This is a genomic window from Nocardioides sp. CPCC 206347 (genome assembly GCF_048654605.1).
GTDB lineage: Bacteria > Actinomycetota > Actinomycetes > Propionibacteriales > Nocardioidaceae > Nocardioides.
Map to the genome: position 1 here is coordinate 17,096 of NZ_JBMCYZ010000003.1, position 13,831 is coordinate 30,926.

At 67.4% G+C, this 13,831-nt stretch carries 13 protein-coding genes; 9 read left to right on the top strand and 4 right to left on the bottom strand.

The window, feature by feature from the left end:
* Nucleotides 1-78: 78 nt before the first annotated feature.
* The gene (locus ACOACQ_RS11710; RefSeq protein WP_420288341.1) at nt 79-1,536 is read right to left on the bottom strand and encodes a hypothetical protein; all 1,458 of its coding nucleotides are present in this window, start codon (nt 1,534-1,536) and stop codon (nt 79-81) included.
* Nucleotides 1,537-1,744: 208 nt separating this feature from the next.
* On the opposite strand from ACOACQ_RS11710, the gene ACOACQ_RS11715 reads away from it, so the two are divergent.
* From ACOACQ_RS11715 to ACOACQ_RS11730, 4 genes are read left to right on the top strand one after another with little or no spacing between them, the layout of a single operon-like run.
* Nucleotides 1,745-3,355, top strand: coding sequence for an AMP-binding protein (locus tag ACOACQ_RS11715; RefSeq protein ID WP_420288342.1), 1,611 nt, complete (start codon nt 1,745-1,747; stop codon nt 3,353-3,355).
* Nucleotides 3,352-4,962 carry an AMP-binding protein gene (locus tag ACOACQ_RS11720; protein ID WP_378604065.1) on the top strand — a complete coding sequence of 537 codons (1,611 nt, stop codon included), beginning with the start codon at nt 3,352-3,354 and terminating at the stop codon, nt 4,960-4,962. Before ACOACQ_RS11715 ends, ACOACQ_RS11720 begins: the two co-directional genes overlap by 4 nt.
* The gene (locus tag ACOACQ_RS11725; RefSeq protein ID WP_420288343.1) at nt 4,959-6,164 is read left to right on the top strand and encodes a thiolase C-terminal domain-containing protein; all 1,206 of its coding nucleotides are present in this window, start codon (nt 4,959-4,961) and stop codon (nt 6,162-6,164) included. The genes ACOACQ_RS11720 and ACOACQ_RS11725 overlap by 4 nt, the downstream gene beginning before the upstream one ends.
* The gene (locus ACOACQ_RS11730; RefSeq protein WP_378604071.1) at nt 6,161-6,607 is read left to right on the top strand and encodes a Zn-ribbon domain-containing OB-fold protein; all 447 of its coding nucleotides are present in this window, start codon (nt 6,161-6,163) and stop codon (nt 6,605-6,607) included. Before ACOACQ_RS11725 ends, ACOACQ_RS11730 begins: the two co-directional genes overlap by 4 nt.
* A gap of 24 nt (nt 6,608-6,631) precedes the next feature.
* Here the strand turns inward: ACOACQ_RS11730 and ACOACQ_RS11735 are convergent, their stop codons facing one another.
* Nucleotides 6,632-7,759, bottom strand: a complete 1,128-nt coding sequence (locus ACOACQ_RS11735) for a CaiB/BaiF CoA transferase family protein (RefSeq protein ID WP_420288344.1) — start codon at nt 7,757-7,759, stop codon at nt 6,632-6,634.
* A gap of 90 nt (nt 7,760-7,849) precedes the next feature.
* Between ACOACQ_RS11735 and ACOACQ_RS11740 the strand changes: the two genes are divergently transcribed.
* The 5 genes from ACOACQ_RS11740 to ACOACQ_RS11760 all read left to right on the top strand — a co-directional run bounded on the left by ACOACQ_RS11740 (nt 7,850) and on the right by ACOACQ_RS11760 (nt 11,847).
* Complete coding sequence (locus ACOACQ_RS11740; RefSeq protein ID WP_420288345.1) at nt 7,850-8,605, top strand: enoyl-CoA hydratase-related protein; 756 nt, start codon at nt 7,850-7,852, stop codon at nt 8,603-8,605.
* Between the two features lie 155 nt (nt 8,606-8,760).
* Nucleotides 8,761-9,528: an SDR family NAD(P)-dependent oxidoreductase gene (locus tag ACOACQ_RS11745; RefSeq protein WP_378604080.1), complete on the top strand. Its 768-nt coding sequence runs from the start codon at nt 8,761-8,763 to the stop codon at nt 9,526-9,528.
* Nucleotides 9,529-9,545: 17 nt separating this feature from the next.
* Nucleotides 9,546-10,286, top strand: coding sequence for a crotonase/enoyl-CoA hydratase family protein (locus ACOACQ_RS11750; RefSeq protein ID WP_420288346.1), 741 nt, complete (start codon nt 9,546-9,548; stop codon nt 10,284-10,286).
* A complete protein-coding gene (locus ACOACQ_RS11755; RefSeq protein WP_378604083.1) occupies nt 10,283-11,059 on the top strand; it encodes an SDR family NAD(P)-dependent oxidoreductase in 777 nt (258 codons plus the stop codon). Before ACOACQ_RS11750 ends, ACOACQ_RS11755 begins: the two co-directional genes overlap by 4 nt.
* Before the next feature lie 20 nt (nt 11,060-11,079).
* A complete protein-coding gene (locus ACOACQ_RS11760; protein WP_378604086.1) occupies nt 11,080-11,847 on the top strand; it encodes an enoyl-CoA hydratase/isomerase family protein in 768 nt (255 codons plus the stop codon).
* Here the strand turns inward: ACOACQ_RS11760 and ACOACQ_RS11765 are convergent.
* The gene (locus ACOACQ_RS11765; RefSeq protein WP_378604089.1) at nt 11,844-12,605 is read right to left on the bottom strand and encodes an enoyl-CoA hydratase-related protein; all 762 of its coding nucleotides are present in this window, start codon (nt 12,603-12,605) and stop codon (nt 11,844-11,846) included. The two genes, ACOACQ_RS11760 and ACOACQ_RS11765, sit on opposite strands and share 4 nt — an antisense overlap.
* A 4-nt stretch (nt 12,606-12,609) precedes the next feature.
* Nucleotides 12,610-13,773, bottom strand: coding sequence for an acyl-CoA dehydrogenase family protein (locus tag ACOACQ_RS11770; RefSeq protein ID WP_420288347.1), 1,164 nt, complete (start codon nt 13,771-13,773; stop codon nt 12,610-12,612).
* Nucleotides 13,774-13,831 lie beyond the last annotated feature (58 nt).

Sequence of the window (13,831 nt, forward strand, 5' to 3'; positions counted from 1 at the left end):
AGTGTGCTGAGCGTCAGATTGTCAGGGGAATCGCGGTGCTTCCGCGGGTGTCCGGGATCGTCGGATCCGTGGGCAGGTTCAGGGGAGATCGACCAGCTCGGTCCCGGCGGCAGTGCCCTTGCGACCGACGGGCTCGGAGGTGGCGAGCTCGGCAAGCAGGGCCTGCTGCTCGGTTCGGAGCAGTACTCGTTCGCCGGTCGCCGTCTCGGCTACGACGAAGCCATGGGACGGCACGTCGTCACGCTGGTAGCGGACGGTGGCAACCACCACCGAGACGGGGCCGTGGGTCTCTGCGACCACAGGCCGGGGTGTGTCGAGGCGACGGAGTGCGGGAGCCGTGATGGCGCGCACGGGTGGCCGCGCGCCGTAGATGCCCATCGCATGCTTGGTGAGGAGGCCCCCGTTGGCGGTCACGAGACCGAGGCTGTCCGGCTGCTCGCGCAGCCGTTCGACCATGGTGGCGATCGAGTGTGTGACGTAGTTGTTCCAAGGCCCGCCCGCGAACGTGAGGCCGCCCGTGACCGTCAGCGCCCGGGACAGCGGCAGCCCCAAGGAGCGGGCGGCCACCTGTACCGCGGACGGGAAGCAGGAGTAGATGTCGATCAGGTCGATGTCGTCCATCGTCGCGGCGGCCATCGCCATCGCATCCGCGGCGGCTGCTGTGATCGCGTTCGAGGTCGTGAAGGCTTCGCGAGCAGTGAAGGAGTCACAGTCCACGGCTTCGCCGAAGCCGTGGACGAACACCAGGTCGTCGCGTGAGAAGCCGAGAGCGAGCGCCTTGCCGTAGGAGGTCATCACCAGTGCGGCAGCCTGGTCGACGTCGTTGTTCGACACCATGAGCTTGCGGTAGGGATGACTGATGAGTCGATTGCCGCCGTCGGGTGACAGCAAGCTCGACGCCCCGACGGGCTCTCGGATGACCGCATGAGGGTTGGACGCCGCGACCTCGCTGAAGCCTGCCCAGAGGTCGGCCACCAGGCGTGCGTGGTCATCCAGCGAGCGCCCGGACTCGAAACGCAGCGCGGACTCAAGCATCGGGTAGGCGTCCAGTGGATCTCCGAAGCCCAGAGCTGCCTCGATGTCGCTGGCCATCGACAGCTCGCTGCCCACCACCTCGTCGGGCTGGTCGGAAGAGTCCTGGACGGTCCATCCGGTGCCGCGTCCCTCCCGACGCAAGAGCCGGCGAGTGCGCCAGCTCTCGGCGCCCCCGATGGCGACGACCGACCTGCGTCCGCACCAGATGTCCCATGCTGCGCGGTTCACGAGAATCTGCGGCGACTGTCCGCCGTGCGTCGTGTAGGTCAGGCGCGGGATCGTCAGGCCGAGTGCGGCAGCCGCAATGGACCCGGGGTTGGTGTAGGGCCGGGTGCCGATCGCCACGACGTCCAGTGAGTCCAGCTGGCCCAGGACGTGAGAACCAGCTGCGACCTGGAGCGCCTCGGCGAGCAGCATGGCCGGTTCGGCGGCCGGATACGACGCGGTCACCTGGCCCACGCCCGTTATCACGGGCGTACGGGGGTCGAGCTGCGAGTTCATGATCTGACCAACCTTCGTGGGGACACCCAGATATCCTAGACGCTTTCCGTTCAGATTTCATCCCCTCTGCGGGATATGGTCTCCGTAGGGCAGGGCACATAGCGCCTCGCCCTGATTCGATCTATGCTGACGTTGACCGTCAGTATTAGGTAGGATGGCGGACCGCCCACGACGCCGTCAGGTGTCGCGGCACAGACAAGGAGTCCCCGTGAGGCAAGACAAGGCGATCCCCCAGCTTCTGGATCACTGGGCGGACGACCGCCCGGACCGCCGGTTCCTCACGGTGGGTGCCGTGAATCGCAGCTACGGCGAGGTGCGTGACGATGCGTGGCGGTTCGCGGGGGGACTTGCTGCTCGCGGCATCTCGCCCGGCGACCGGGTCGCGGTGATGAGCCCGACGTCTGTCGCGTCCGTCACCAGCCTTCTGGGCGTCGCGGGTCTGGGTGCCATCCCCGTGCCGCTCAACATCTATCTCAAGGGCGAGCCGCTCGTGCACCAGCTCCTGAGCAGCGGGTGCAAGGCTCTCCTCGCCGATGAAGCAGGCATCGCGATGGTGCGCGGCCTGGTGGCAGACCTCCCCGCCCTGCGGCTCGTCGTCCAGCTCGACGACGCCGACCCACCGTCCACGACGGAAGAGTTCGAGATTGCTTCCTACGGCGAGCTTCTCGACTCAGCTCCCGTCCAACCCGTGGTCCCCGACGACGCCGACGTCTACACGATCCTCTACACCTCGGGCACGACGGGCCTTCCGAAGGGCTGCATCATCAGTCACGGGATGACCAAGCACTGGTCGCGGTACACCGAGGCCCTCTCGGGCCTCGAGGACGACGACGTCATCTTCACCGCTGCTCCGCTCTTCCACGTGGGCGGGCAGACGCCGCTCCTTGGCGCGCTGGCGCTGGGGATCCCGGTCGTGCTCGAGACAGCCTTCTCCGCTTCGCGATACCTCGCACGGGCGACGGAGGTCGGCGGCACGGTTGCCGTGGGTGTCGGTTGGATCGCGCAGGCGCTGCTCAAGCAGCCAGCCTCGCCGATGGACAAGAAGCACACGCTGCGGGCCATGTCGACGGTGCAGCTCTCGGTGGCGGAGCAGGAGCAGTTCCTGGCGCGTTTCGGCATCCGTGCCCTGACCCGTCAGTACGGTCAGACGGAGTGCTACCCGATCGCCTACAACCGCTTCGAGGAGCAGGGCGTCGGAGGGACGGCCGGGAAGCCCGCACCTGATCTTGTCGTCGACCTGCACGACAGCAGTGGCCACAGCGTCGGCTCGGGCGAGGTGGGAGAGATCGTCGTGCGACCACGCGTGCCGCACGCGTTGTTCGAGCGTTACTGGAACGACGACGCGGCAACCGTGGAGGCGTTCCAGGGCCTCTGGTTCCACACCGGCGACATGGGCCGCCTGGTGGACGGGGAGATCCAGTACGTCGACCGCAAGAAGGACTCGATGCGCCGCCGAGGCGAGAACGTGTCCGCGTTCGAGCTCGAACGAAGCCTGGTCCGCGCCCCCGGAGTGGTGGAGGTGGCCGTTCACGGCGTCGAGATCGAGGGTGAGCTGGATCAGGCGATCAAGGCCTGCCTGGTCGTGACGGATCCTGATGCGTTCGACTTCGAGGCCCTGGCCGCTCACATGGCGGTCGAGCTCCCGTACTTCGCTGTGCCGCAGTTCGTGGAGCTCTTGCCAGAACTGCCGCGCAATGCTGCCGGACGAGTGATGAAGGACCAACTGCGCCGAACCGGCCTCACGGCAACGACCAGAGACCTGGTGGCAATGGGTCTGGGCGTGACCCGCGACCAGCGCCGCGCGACCACGAAGGCATGAGCACTGTGAACGAGGGCAACATGACGCTGGATTCCCGTTCCCGCCCCGAGAGGTATCCCGGTCGGTACGCGATCGAGGCACCTGACCGTGTCGCCGTCATTCACGGGAGCACGGGCTGGACCCAGACCTACCGGGAGCTGGACGCACAGGCGAACCGCCTCTCGACCGCGCTCGCCGAGCGCGGGCTGGCTCCGGGCGACCACGTGGTGGTCCTGATGGAGAACCACCAGAGGTTCGTCGAGGCCATCTGGGGAGCGCACTATGCCGGTCTGGTCTACACGACCTGCTCGACGCGCCTGACTGCGGACGAGGTCGCCTACATCGCTGCAGACAGCGGCGCTCGGGCGATGATCTGCAGCGCCGCCTTCGCCGCGGTCGGGGCAGCGGTCGGCCACGACCTCCCCGATGGCAGCGTTCTGCTGGCGGTCGGTGGCGAGATCGACGGCTTCGAGTCCTACGAGTCCGTCGTCGACGCCCGGGCCGCGGACCCCCTTCCCCCGCCCCGGGTGGCTGGCAGCGACATGCTGTATTCGTCTGGCACCACGGGGCGCCAGAAGGCGATCGTCCTCCCCACGAAGCAGGCGCCGCTGGAGACGGCGGCGGTCGGCACCTCGTACGCCGCCAAGAAGTTCTTCGGTTTCGACGAGAGCACGGTCTACCTCTCGCCGGCGCCGCTCTACCACGGTGCAGGCATCCGGTTCGTCATGGCAACGACTGCCTTGGGGGGCACGGCGGTCATCATGGACAAGTTCGATGCAGCGGCGTATCTCGAGCTGGTCGAGCGCCATCACGTCACCCACACCCAGGTCGTGCCGACCATGATGCTGCGGATGATGCGTCTGGCGGACCAGGTTCGCCTGGGACACGACGTCTCGAGCCTCCGCTACTTCATCCACTCCGCAGCCCCGTGTCCGCGCGACCTGAAGGAACAGGTGATCGACTGGCTCGGACCGGTGGTCTACGAGTACTACGCGGGCACGGAGAGCAACGGCCTCGTGTTGTGCGACTCGACCGAGTGGCTCGCGCACCCGGGCACGGTCGGCCGACCGATCGGCTGCGAGGTCTACATCTGTGACGACGACGGAGACTTGGTGGCCACGGGCGAGACCGGCACCGTGTACTTCGGCAAGGGCCCGGAGTTCGAGTACCGGGGAGATGCTGCGAAGACGGCAGGGAGCCGGCACCCGAAGGGTTGGAGCACCCTGGGCGACGTCGGCCACGTCGACGAGGAAGGCTTCCTCTACCTCACCGACCGCAAGGCCTTCATGATCATCTCGGGAGGCGTCAACATCTATCCGCAGGAGGCGGAGAATGCCCTGTCGACGCATCCGGCGGTCCTCGATGTCGCGGTGTTCGGGGTTCCGCACCCGGACTTCGGTGAGCAGGTCAAGGCTGTGGTGCGTCCGGTCGAGATGCCGCTGACCGATGCCGCGGCTGAGGCACTCGCCGGCGAGCTGATGGCTTTCTGCCGGACCCGACTCGCCGACGTGAAGTGTCCGCGCACCGTCGACTTCCGGGAGGAGCTGCCGCGTGACCTCTCGGGAAAGATGCTCAAGCAGCAACTTCGACAGGAATACCTGACGATCGCGGAGGCGGGTGTCCGATGAATGGGAACCGGAGCCTGCGCGGGCGCGCTGCCATCGTCGGGATCGGCGAGAGCACCTTCTACAAGCGAGGCACGTCGCCCGACTCGGAGTTCGCGCTATGCCTCAAGGCGGTGATCGCCGCGGCTGACGACGCGCAGATCGACGTCCGCGACATCGACGGCCTGGTCTCCTTCGGCAATGACAAGAACGAGCCTCCGAAGATCGCGGCCGCCCTCGGTATCAAGGACCTGAAGGTCTCGGCGATGCAGGCCACGATCAGCGGCGGCGGGTCCAGCGGTCACATCGGCCTGGCCGCTGCCGCGGTCGCTACAGGCATGGCAGACAACGTGATCGCCTACCGCGCGATCACCCAGCCGCCAGCTGCCCGCTTCGGCTCCGGCGCGTACGGGGGCGGCGGCTCCCCCTCGAGCGAGGCCTCCGGATACGGGCTCGGCGGCATCAGCGCTGCTCACGGCTTCCTGACGCCGCCGCAGAAGTACGCCCTCCGTGCCCAGCGCCTGCTCGAGGTCGTCGGGGTGGACCCGAGCACGTTCGAGGCGGTCGCGCGGACGGCGTACCACCACGCCAGCACCAATGCTCGTGCCGTGATGCACGGACGCACCCTCTCGTCCGAGCAGTACCAGGACTCCAGATGGATCTCGGAGCCGTTCCACCTCTACGACTGCTGTGCAGAGAGCGATGGCGCCGCGGCCGTGCTCATCACCCACAGCGCTCAGGCCGAGGCCATGCGACACGATCCCGTCTACATCCTCGCTGCGGCCGGGGGCGGTCCGTTCCGCTCGGCCGCGCAGGAGAACGTCCCCGACTACGTGACGGGTGGGTTCAAGACCCTCGCACCTCGGCTGTTCGACCAGGCCGGCCTCACGCCTGCGGACATCGACGTCCTGCAGGTCTACGACAACTTCACAGCCGGCGTCGTCATGGCGATCATCGAGCACGGCTTCTGCACACCTGAGACGGCGGCCGAGGTGCTGACCTTCGAGAATCTCACCGCGCCCGGCGGAGCCCTGCCGCTCAACACATCCGGCGGAAACTTCGCCGAGGCCTACGTGCAGTCGATGCAGATGCACGTGGAGGCTGTCCGGCAGCTGCGGGGAACAGCCGTCAACCAGGTGCCGGACGCGAAGACCTGCCTGTGTGCAGGCGGACCGATGACATCGGTCAGTACATCGGTGATCTACGGAAGGAAGGACGTCCTGTGAGCGTTGAGAGGTATTTCGCCGACCCGGTGGTGACCCCGGTTCCGCTGCCCGATGGATCGGACCTCGCGCACCACCAGGCACTTCGCGCGCACCGTCTGGTCCTGCCCTGCTGCTCCAGTTGTGGCACGTGGAGCTGGCCCCCCGACGTCATCTGCCACAACTGCCACACCTTCGGGCTGGAGTGGACCGAGACCGAGCCGGTCGGTCGGATCTACAGCTGGACGCGGGCGTGGCACGCCGTCCGGCCGCAGCTGGCCACCCGGCTTCCCTACCTCCTGGTGCTGGTTGAGCTTCCGGGCGCTGGTGGCGTCCGGCTGATCGGGAACCTGCTCGGACCTGCCGAGCGTGAGGTGTCGTGCGGGACCCCGGTCAGGGGCGTCTTCGAGGACTCCGCGGATGGTGCGTACACGCTGCTGCAGTGGACGACGGACCCGGAGGACTGAGTCCTCCCGGGCTCGCCGTTCCCCTCAACGATCCTGCGTCCCGCTCGCGTCCTGCCAGTCGGTCAGAACCTCTGCGGTGGTCGTGGCCGCGGTCGGCGGAGGCGACGGAACCGACGACGGGGTGCGGTCGAAGCGCGGCGCGGGCGCGGCCTGGCTCACTCCCTCGACGTCGATACGGGTACTGCGAGCGACCAGGTGGTGGTGGCGGGCGGCCTCGTCGAAGTCGAGGACGGGGGTGACACAGGCATCGGTGTCCTCGAAGAGACTTGCCCACTCATCCCTCGGACGCTGCCGGAAGAGCTCGGTGAAGACTGCACGTAGTGCGGGCCATTGAGCAGGGTCGTCACGATCAGGCAGGGTGTGGACCTCGAGTTCCAGACCGGCGAGGAGCTCGCGGTAGAACTGCGGTTCGAGCGCGCCCACCGCGAGGTGCTTGCCGTCGGAGCACTCGTAGGTGTCGTAGAAGGGTGCTCCTCCGTCGAGGGTGTTGGAGCCCCGCGTCGCGGACCACAGACCGCGCTCGTGCAGTGACAGGATCTGCTGCACGAGCACGGCGGTGCCGTCGACCATGGCGACATCGACCACCTGCCCCAGACCCGAGACGGATCGCTCGACCAGGGCGCTCAGCACCCCCTGCACCAGGACCATCGAGCCGCCGCCGTAGTCCCCCACCAGGTTGATCGGGACGACCGGCTTGGAGCCGGAAGGCCCGATGGCGTTGAGCGCACCCGTGAGGGAGATGTAGTTGAGGTCGTGGCCCGCGCGTTGGGCCAACGGTCCGGACTGTCCCCAACCGGTCATCCGCGCGTAGACCAGACGCTGGTTGAGGTCGGTGCAGACGGTCGGTCCGAAGCCGAGCCGTTCGGCGACGCCGGGCCGGAAGCCTTCGATGAGCACGTCCGCCGCACCCGCCAGCGTCGTGAGAGCCGCCAGGCCCTCCTCGGACTTGAGGTCGAGGACGACGATGCGACGGCCTCTCAGCACGGTGTCAGGTCGAGGCTGGTTGAAGTCGTAGCCGGGACGCTCGACACGGACGACATCGGCACCGAGATCGGCCAACATCATGGCGCCGTGCGGGCCAGGCCCGATCCCGCCCAGCTCGACGATCCTCAGCCCGGTGAGCGGTCCTGCTCGATGCGGTGCAGTGGGCATCTGTCCTCCTGGACCTCGGTTGCACGACATGCTGGCGCATTTGCTGACGATCAGCGTATCCTATTGTTTCTCGCCTATCGAAGGGTCGTCATGTCGTCTGTGTTGGAGCTCGAGGTCATCGACCACTGCCTGGTCATGACGCTCAATCGCCCGGAGCGACGCAACGCCGTCAATGCCGAGCTGGGTAATCTGCTGGTGGCGGCTCTGGAGCGGCTGGACGAGGACCGCGGCCTCCGTGCCGGCGTCCTGGTGGCCAACGGGCCCACCTTCTGTGCGGGCATGGATCTCAAGGACTTCATGACGTCGGGCCCCCCTCGGGGCCTCTTCAAGTTCGTCCGGCGAGGCAGTGCGAAGCCCCTCGTGGCCGGCATTGCCGGCCAGGCCTACGCGGGTGGTCTCGAGATCGCACTTGCGTGCGACGTGGTCATCGCGTCGCCGACGGCATCCTTCGGCCTGCCTGAAGTCGGACGCGGACTGATCGCCGGGGCAGGCGGCATCTACCGCCTGCCGCGCAAGGTCGGCGAGGGTCTGGCGAACCTGATGGTGCTCACCGGTCAGCCCATCGATGCCCAGGAGGCGTACCGCTCAGGCCTCGTCAGCGTCCTGGTCGACGACGAGGCCGACCTGTACGGACGGACGCTCGCGGTGGCCAAGCGCATGGCGGAGATGTCTCCGCTGGCGGTGCGATCGTCGAAGCGCCTCCTCGAGCTCGGGCGGGACGTCTCCTTCTCCGACTACTGGGATCTGCAGCGGCCCTTCATGAACGAGATCGGCGCCGCGCCCGACGCCATGGAAGGCGCCCGGGCCTTCGTCGAACGGCGCCCGGCCGTCTGGCAGACGGACTGACTCGGTGCACCAGCTGCCGGTGCTACAGTCGATTACTGTACGCAAAACGTCAGATATATATCCCGCCCCGGCCACACCGTCTGGTCGATCGAACGAAGGAACAAAGTGATGCGGTCCACGCCGAACACCCCGCTGCTGCCGAACGGAGCCGGCCGATGAACATCGAGTCTGCGGCTGCCATCGTGACGGGCGGGGCCTCCGGCCTCGGTCTTGCCGTGGCGAAGACCCTGGGTGCCGCCGGTGCTCGGCCCGTCATCGTCGACCTCAACGCCGAGCTCGGCGAGTCGGTCGCCGAGGAGCACGGCTTCACGTTCGTCCGTGCCGACGTGTCGAGCGAGGCCGACGTGTCAGCCGCGATCGCGGCAGCTCAGGAGGTCGGACCGCTCCGCGTCATCGTGAACTCGGCCGGCGTGAGCCGCTCGACGCGCACGGTGGCGCGCGACCTGACGCCCCTGCCGCTGGAGGAGTTTGAGTGGCACCTCCGCGTCAACCTGATCGGCACCTTCAACGTCTGCCGACTGGGTGCAGCAGCGATGGGTTCGCAGCAGCCCTCCGACGAGGGTGCGCGCGGAGCCATCGTGAACTTCGCCTCCATCGCGGCCTTCGAGGGACAGGTGGGCCAGGTGTCCTACGCGGCATCCAAGGGAGGCGTCGTGGGGATGACCCTTCCGCTCGCCCGTGACCTCGCAGCCCTCGGCGTGCGAGTGAACACCGTGGTGCCCGGTCTGATCGACACGCCCATCTACGGAACGGGCCCGGAGGCGGAGCACTTCAAGGCCAAGCTCGGGCAGGACGTGCTGTTCCCCAAGCGTCTCGGTCGTGCGGACGAACTGGCCTCGATGGTGCGCGAGCTCGTCGTCAACGACTACATGAACGGCGAGGTCGTGCGGGTCGACGGTGGGGTTCGGCTGCCGTGGAAATGACACCTGACAGCAGCGTCGTGACCGAGGTGCTGGACGAGACGGTCCTGCTCATCACGATCAACCGGCCCGAGGCCCGCAACGCCATCGACGGACCTGTGGCGACCGGGCTCCTGCGAGCCGTCGAGCGACTGGATGAGGACCCTGCCCTGCGGGTCGGGGTGATCACCGGAGCCGGTGGCTTCTTCAGTGCTGGCATGGACCTGAAGGCCTTTGCCGAGCACGGAGCGCCGAAGGACATGATGCCGTTCCTGACGCGTGTGGGCGAGAAGCCGACCATCGCTGCGGTCGAGGGCTTCGCGCTCGCCGGTGGCCTCGAGGTCGCACTCACCTGCGACCTGGTGGTGGCGGCGACCCACGCACGCTTCGGCGTACCGGAGGTCGCGGTCGGTCTCTTTGCTGCCGGAGGCGCGTTGTGCCGACTCCCGCGACGGGTGCCGGTCTCGGTCGCTCTGGAGATGGCGCTGACAGCGAAGCCGATCAATGCCGAGCTCGCACACAGCCACGGCCTCGTCAACCGGGTGGTCCCAGTTGGCAACGCCCTCGGCGAGGCACTGGAGCTCGCCCGGACGATCGGTCGCAACGCGCCTTCAGCGCTCCGCGCGAGCCGCGAGCTGATCTATTGCAGCCTGGACGTCGACGAAGCCGAGTTCTGGAAGCTGCAGCAACCGCTGATCGACACCATCTTCCACTCCGAAGACGCCAAGGAGGGCCCCAAGGCCTTCGCCGAGAAGCGCTCCCCGGTCTGGACGGGCCGATGACGAGCATCAGCAGGAGGGAAGTCAGCGACATGTTCGACCTGAGCGGCAGGACCGCAATCGTCACCGGCGGAACGCGTGGCATCGGTCGTGAGATCGCAGCAGGGCTCGCCGTTCGCGGCGCACGGGTCGTCATCACCGGGCGCAAGCGGGACTCGAGCGAGGCCGCAGCCGCCGAGCTCTCGGACTTCGGTGACGTCATCGGTCTCGACTGCCACATGGGTGACCTCGAGAGCATCTCGTCCCTCGTCGACCGAACGGTCGAGCGCCACGGCGGCATCGACATCGTCATCAACAACGCTGCCAACTCCCTGACGCAGCCGTTGGGTTCCTTGACGCCAGAGGCGTTCGACAAGTCGATCGCGGTCAACCTGCGGGGGCCGGTCTTCCTGGTGGAGAAGGCGCTTCCCCACCTCAAGGCAGGCACTGGTTCCGCGGTGCTCAACATCATCTCCCCCTGGGCCTTCATGTACTCACCGCAGGCAGCCCTGTACGCGATGGGCAAGAACGGTCTCGTCGCAGCCACCAGGGCGATGGCCGCGTCGTACGCCGAGCACGGCATCAGGGTCAACGCGCTCGCCCCTGGCGCGACGGACACCGACATGGTGCAGAACAACGACGCCGAAGCGATCAAGGCCATGGAGTCGTCCAGTCTCCTGAAGCGTCTGGCCCGCCCGGAGGAGATGGTGCCGCCGGCGCTCCTCCTCGTCTCGGACGCGGGGAGCTTCATCACGGGACAGGTCCTGATGGTCGACGGAGGGACCTTCCCCTACTAGCGGAAGAGAAAGGTGCTCTTGTGACCAACCATTACGACGACTTTCCCGACGAGCTCTCCGTCGTGGCCGACGGTCCGCTGAGGATCGCCACGCTCAACCGGCCGGACAAGCGCAACGCCATCAACGCGTCGATGCATGCGGCGCTGGCGGAGTTCTGGCTGAGGTTGGAGAACGATGTGGACGCCCGAGCCGTCCTGTTCCAGGCGGAAGGCGACACGTTTACCGCAGGTGGCGACTACGAGTGGTTCAAGTCCCAGCAGAAGGACAGGGCCGAACGCGAGGCGGCCTTTCGCGATGGTCACCGCATCTTCGACCGGATGCTCGCGTGCCGTCTTCCCGTCGTGGTGGCGATCCAGGGTGGGGCAGTCGGGCTCGGCGCCAGCCTGGGAGTGCTGGCGGACGTTGTCGTGATGAGCGAGGACGCGTTCTACCGTGACACCCACGTCATGCTCGGCATGTCCGCGGGGGACGGAGGCGTGGCCTGGCCCCTGTCGGTTGGCATGCAGATCGCGAAGGAGTACGTCCTGCTCGGAGATCGCCTTCCGGCTGCCGAGGCCCATCGTCTCGGCATGGTCAACAAGGTGGTGCCGCGTGCCGACCTCGCGACGACGGCACGGGCCTACGCCGATCGACTGGCGCAGCTGCCTGCGTTGTCCGTCCAGTCGACGAAGCGGGCTTTCAACCTGCAGTACGAGTCGCAGCTCCGCTCGATCGCCGAGTTCACCCTGGCCTGGGAGCGTCTCTCGGTCGTCGACCCCGAGTTCCTGGAGAAGATCGAGAAGCTCTAGCTCGGCCGGGACTCAGGGTGCCAGCGCGGGAGGCGGCGGTCGAAGAAGGCGGTGATGCCTTCGTCCATGTCGGGGCCGGCGCTGATGTCGTCGATCGCCCCCTCGGTGGCAGCCCAGCCCTCCGCCGTCGACACGGCGCGAATGCGTCGCAGGGCTCGGAGCAGAGCGGCCAGTGACATGGGGGAAGAGCGGCAGACGTCCAGCGCGAGCCGCTGGGCGACAGCGACGGCGTCTCCGTGCTCGGCGCGGCGGGTCGCGAGCCCCAGTCGGGCCGCCGATTCACCGTCGATCTCGTCGCCGGCCAGGAGCAGTCCCATGGCCACGCCCTCGGGAAGAGTCTCGAGCACGCGGAAGATCCCGCCGCAGGTCGGGACGACGCCGCGCTGTGCTTCGGGCAGTGCGAGCCGAGCGGAATCGGCGGTCACGATGAGGTCACAGGCCAGCGCGATCTCCAGGCCGCCGCCAAAGGCGACTCCCTCGATGGCCGCGATGAGCGGCTTGTTCCGCGGCCGCCGGACGATGCCGTACTCGCCGCCGCGAGCTGTGGCAGGGCTGCGCTCGAGACGCAGGTCGGTCCCGGCGCAGAAGTGGCCGCCCGCGCCGCTGATGATCGCCACACGGAGCCAGGGGTCGTTCTCGAGCACGTCGAGCGCTTGCTCGATCTGCTGGGCCATCTCGGTGTTGATCGCGTTGCGGCGGTCGGGTCGGTCGAGCGTGACGTGCAGGACGGAGTTGCGCGCCGACCAGGTGACGGGCATGGGCCTAGAGCCGCCCGATCACTGACCGTGCGACGACTTCCTTCATCACCTCGGTCGTTCCGGCATAGATCGTCTCCACCCGCGAGTCGATGAAGCCGCGTGCGATCGGGTACTCGAGCATGTATCCGTAGCCGCCGTGCAGCTGGACACAGCGATCCGCGACCTTCACGCGTAGCTCGGTGCACCACCACTTGGCCATTGCGGCCGTGCTCTCGTCGAGGGTGCCCTCCAGCAACAGCTCCACGCAGCGGTCGACGAAGACCCGGGCGATCTGGATCTCGGTGGCGAGCTCACTCAGCACGAATCTCGTGTTCTGCAGCGCGGCGACGGGCGATCCGAAGACGGTCCGGTTGCGCGTGTACTCGACGGTCCAGGCGAGATACTGCTCGGCGTGGTTGACCGCGCCGGCCGCTGTCGCGACGCGCTCCTTGACCAGGAAACGCCTCAGGTAGTTGAAGCCCATGTGGTGCTCGCCCAACACGTTGCTCTCGGGAACGGCGACGTCGGTGAAGTTGAGCTCGGCCGTGTCCTGGGCGTGCAGGCCGACCTTGTCGAGGTTGCGTCCCCGCTCGAACCCGCCCATGCCGCGCTCGACGGCCAGCAGCGTGAAGGCCCGAGGGTCGTCGCTGTCGGCGTCGCGGGCAGCGACGATGACGACGTCGGCGTGGATGCCGTTGGAGATGAAGGTCTTCGAACCATTCAGCATGAGGTGGTCGTCGACGCGTTTGTACGACGTCTTGATGGCCGCCATGTCACTGCCGGTACCCGGCTCGGTGATGGCGACCGCGAGCACGACCTCGCCCGAACAGACGCCGGGAACCCAGCGGGCCTTCTGCTCGGGAGTGCCGAGCTCGAGGAGGTAGGGCAGCACCACCTCGTTCTGCATGGCGAAGGACACGGCGACCGAGGCGTGACCGCATGCCGCCAGCTCCTCCTGGACGATCATCGGGAACCGGATGTCGTCGATCCCGCCGCCCCCCAGCTCATCGGGTGCGTTCAGGCCGAGAAGACCCGCCTTGCCCGCGGCCAGCCACATCGAGCGGTCGATGATGCCCTCCTCCTCCCACTGCGCGGCATGGGGAGACACCTCGTTCTTGATGAAGGCGCGCACGGTTCCCCGGAAGTCGTCGTGCTCCTGGTCGTAGATTGAACGAGGCAGTGTCGACATCCGGGACTCCTTCTAATTACTTGACGGTTAACGTATAGTTAACCATAGTCAGTGGTCC

Bases quoted from the DNA above. Each gene is read 5' to 3' on its own strand.
- ACOACQ_RS11710 (WP_420288341.1), bottom strand. From the start codon at position 1,536: ATGAACTCGCAGCTCGACCCCCGTACGCCCGTGATAACGGGCGTGGGC.
- ACOACQ_RS11720 (WP_378604065.1), top strand. From the start codon at position 3,352: ATGAGCACTGTGAACGAGGGCAACATGACGCTGGATTCCCGTTCCCGC.
- ACOACQ_RS11725 (WP_420288343.1), top strand. From the start codon at position 4,959: ATGAATGGGAACCGGAGCCTGCGCGGGCGCGCTGCCATCGTCGGGATC.
- ACOACQ_RS11735 (WP_420288344.1), bottom strand. From the start codon at position 7,759: ATGCCCACTGCACCGCATCGAGCAGGACCGCTCACCGGGCTGAGGATC.
- ACOACQ_RS11740 (WP_420288345.1), top strand. From the start codon at position 7,850: ATGTCGTCTGTGTTGGAGCTCGAGGTCATCGACCACTGCCTGGTCATG.
- ACOACQ_RS11745 (WP_378604080.1), top strand. From the start codon at position 8,761: ATGAACATCGAGTCTGCGGCTGCCATCGTGACGGGCGGGGCCTCCGGC.
- ACOACQ_RS11755 (WP_378604083.1), top strand. From the start codon at position 10,283: ATGACGAGCATCAGCAGGAGGGAAGTCAGCGACATGTTCGACCTGAGC.
- ACOACQ_RS11765 (WP_378604089.1), bottom strand. From the start codon at position 12,605: ATGCCCGTCACCTGGTCGGCGCGCAACTCCGTCCTGCACGTCACGCTC.
- ACOACQ_RS11770 (WP_420288347.1), bottom strand. From the start codon at position 13,773: ATGTCGACACTGCCTCGTTCAATCTACGACCAGGAGCACGACGACTTC.